Genomic DNA, 3,184 nt, shown 5'->3' with positions numbered 1-3,184 from the left:
ATTACGATTCCGTCGATAACGGCGACCGGTTCCAGGTCAAGCGCATCGTGGTGAAACCGGGCGCGAGGTTATCGCTGCAGATGCATCACCACCGCGCTGAACATTGGGTCGTGGTGCGCGGCACGGCGCTGGTGACGCGCGGCCAGGAGGAGTTCATCCTTGCCGAAAACGAGTCGGTCTACATTCCGGTTGGCGTGCAGCATCGGCTGGAAAATCCGGGAAAGATGCCGCTCGAAATCATCGAAGTCCAGTCGGGCACATATCTGGGTGAAGACGACATCGTTCGTTTCGACGACAAATACGGCCGCCAATGAGAAACGTCATGCGGCGCGCGCTTTATACGCGCCGCATGACGCGAGGTCTTGCGACTTCTAACCCTGCACGTCCGCAAAACGCCGCGCTTCGACGGGCGTCGCGCGTTCCAGTTGCGCATGATCGAGGTTGGCAGCAGCATCCATTGCGACTTCCGTCGATGCGGCCTGACCCGGATGCGTGACCCGCGTGGATTGTGACGCGATCCATCTGCGCGACCACTCCAGCGCGTACGCCGCCGCTTCGTCCGCATTGCCGTACCGCGGACCAATCAGGCCCGAGCGCTCGACGCGCCGCCCGTCTTTCACGATCTCGGCCCAGCCGCGGAACATGCTGCCCGCGACCGGGCGCGCGATCGCATAGATGGCGTAGCCGTGCGCGTCATGCACCGGCGTGCAGTCGGGTTCGAAGGCCATGGGCACCGGATCGAGCCGACGTCCGGCCATGCGCGACGCATCGTGATACATGGGACGCGGCACATTCATGAGCATCGCGGCGCGACTCGCGGACAACGCCGTGGACGCATTCGCGCGTGCGACATCATGCGCATCCGGCAAGCGGCGCGGCACGGCAGCGAACAGCGCGTCGACGGCATTTGCACCGCGTCCGTCGCCGGCGCCCCACGATTCCGGGTTCTGCCAGAACACGCCGCGCAAGCGGTCGCATTCATACGCGCTTTGCGTTTGCCGCTGCGGCGCTTCGACCGGCGGCGAGGGAACAATGGCGAATGACCGGCCGCGCGTGGCGAGCTGGGTGACCATTTCTATCAGTGTGCCGTCCATTTGCCAGTCATTGAAACGACGGCGGCATGTCGGCACGGTTGGATAGTGGCTGGGAAGCTTCGACCACGTGTCACCGGTTGTCAGGATCCACAACACCGCGTTCACGATGGTGCGCGGATGTGCGCGCGGCCGGCCCCGACGATGTTCACGGACTTCGCCTTCGGCCACTAGCGGGGCGATCAGCGCCCACTCTTCATTGCTGAGTTCGTCGAAAAACATTGGGTTGCTCCGTGCAGCCAGACCGCTCTGCGAAAGTTGAACCAGGCGTTGAACCATGCGCGAAGGTGGAATCCACCCGCGCGACGCTGAATCCAGGAAATTCGATGTGTTCGCAAACGTTTGCTAAAAACGACAAGTTGGTGCATACGAAATGCATCTAATCTGCGCCGTGGTGCACAACCAGTTCCATCTCGGCGCACAAATCGTCCTACGTCATAGGATATGAAGAATACGTGCAGGAAGCATACCATCCTAATGGTTTGCCCGAATATGACAAAAGAGTAGATTTTCAGCGACTCATATCATATTTTATTCTTACAACTTCAGGTAATTTATTCCGACTACATTGCCGACGCTTGAGTGCATTGAATTTAACGACGTTAAGTAGTTTCTGAAAAGAATGACGGTGTTGCTATCCCGCGATACGCACGCTCGATCATTCGTATGTCGCCTGCCTGATTGCTCGCTTGAATGCCCTCCAATTGCGGCAGCGGCAAACTCACCGAATGACAAAACGGGTAATCACGGACCCGCAAGTCAGGGGAAATCGTGGTGAAAAAAGCCGTGGTGGGAATGTCGAAGCCGGCAGCAATATGAAGTGCGGCGGTATCGGGAGTGAAAAGATAACGTGCACCCCGGATCCACGCGATGAAGTCTGCAGTGCGCGGTGAGCGCGACGTGAGATCGATGTAATGCGCATGGTCGATCGCGCCAAAGCCCGCCACAGGCAGCCCGAAGCGCTGCCACAGCGCTTCAGCCAAGCGCGCGTGCTGCGACGCTGGAATACTTCGTACAGGCGTGCTCGCCGTGGGGCACAGCAGGACGTAATCGCCGCTCGTCGCCTGTGGCGCCGGCAAGCACAGATCCTCAAGCCAATGGTTGCGCTTGAGTTCGGCGGGAATTGATTCCGGCTTCACGCCCAATGCATCGATGAAAAAATCGATCATCGGCATTCGCGTGAATTTTGGCCAGAACAAATGGTTGCCGATATCAATGCGTAACTCCCCCTCTTCAGGGGCGGCGAGCCGGACTGGCAAATCGACAATTTCGCCAAGTTGCGGCGCGGCGATTTCATAAAGCTGCTTGACGTATGCGGGCGTATGTTTCGGTCGATAAATAGTAAAGGAAATCTGCGGAAAATTCGCTTTGATCGCGTGCAACGCCGTTATGCCAATGATGGAATCCCCAAGTGTCACGCCCATGCCGTTAATGACGCTCACCCTTGAGACAGTTGCATAATCAGGATTAAATTCAGCCAATGCAGCGTTGAAGACACCATTAGACAAACCTAGCGCACAATAATCGGCAGCTGCGGTATCAGAGACTTCAAGATCGTACGGCGCTACGATCTCTTTTTTGGCAGAAATCAGTGACCCCATGTTAGTTAAGGCAGAAATTTCATCCAGTAACATCGCGCTTTCCAATTAGTATTGTGACATCCCCGACTTGGCCGCCCCGTTTCGAAATACGCGGCAGTGGGTTTGCAACGCACAACTCAAACTAAAAAGACAGAAGGCCTTCTAACAACATTATGCCGGACTGCGAGAACCTCAGGCAACGGTCTCAAGAAATAAGCCTGAGCATACTGAGTGCTGCTGGACAAGCTCAGTTCGGCCATACTGTCGAGCACCCTCACCTCCGAAATGGTTTTTGGTGGTAACGGCGCAATGAGGACAGCTTTCTAGGTAACGGACGCGGACGAAATTTATTACGATCGATATGTTAGACGTGCGAAGACAAGGTCAGCAATAACCAACGGTAAAAAATCTCCTAAAATAAATAGAAATAGTCCATGTTTACGCTAATCCTTTCGTTCAATTTTTTGCTCACTCGTCACCAAGCGGTAGTAATCAATATTATATCGCGACGTA

Annotated in this window: 3 protein-coding genes; 1 reads left to right on the top strand and 2 read right to left on the bottom strand. The window is 55.9% G+C overall.

Annotated features, from left to right (window positions below; translation table 11 throughout):
• A partial coding sequence (locus ACFFAR_RS29030) for a cupin domain-containing protein (protein WP_375508996.1) occupies positions 1-314 on the top strand: 314 nt, incomplete at its 5' end.
• A gap of 57 nt (positions 315-371) precedes the next feature.
• Here the strand turns inward: ACFFAR_RS29030 and ACFFAR_RS29025 are convergent.
• Both ACFFAR_RS29025 and ACFFAR_RS29020 read right to left on the bottom strand, forming a co-directional pair.
• Positions 372-1,313: a transposase gene (locus ACFFAR_RS29025; protein ID WP_375508995.1), complete on the bottom strand. Its 942-nt coding sequence runs from the start codon at positions 1,311-1,313 to the stop codon at positions 372-374.
• A 380-nt stretch (positions 1,314-1,693) separates the two neighbouring features.
• Positions 1,694-2,725 (bottom strand): glycosyltransferase family 9 protein, encoded by a 1,032-nt coding sequence (locus ACFFAR_RS29020; protein WP_375508994.1) that lies wholly within the window; start codon positions 2,723-2,725, stop codon positions 1,694-1,696.
• Positions 2,726-3,184 lie beyond the last annotated feature (459 nt).

Origin of the sequence: uncultured Caballeronia sp., from assembly GCF_964243625.1 — a bacterium.
In the GTDB taxonomy this organism is placed as follows: domain Bacteria; phylum Pseudomonadota; class Gammaproteobacteria; order Burkholderiales; family Burkholderiaceae; genus Caballeronia.
The sequence above is the reverse complement of the archived record's forward strand: the minus strand, read 5'-3'. Positions and strand labels throughout refer to the sequence as shown.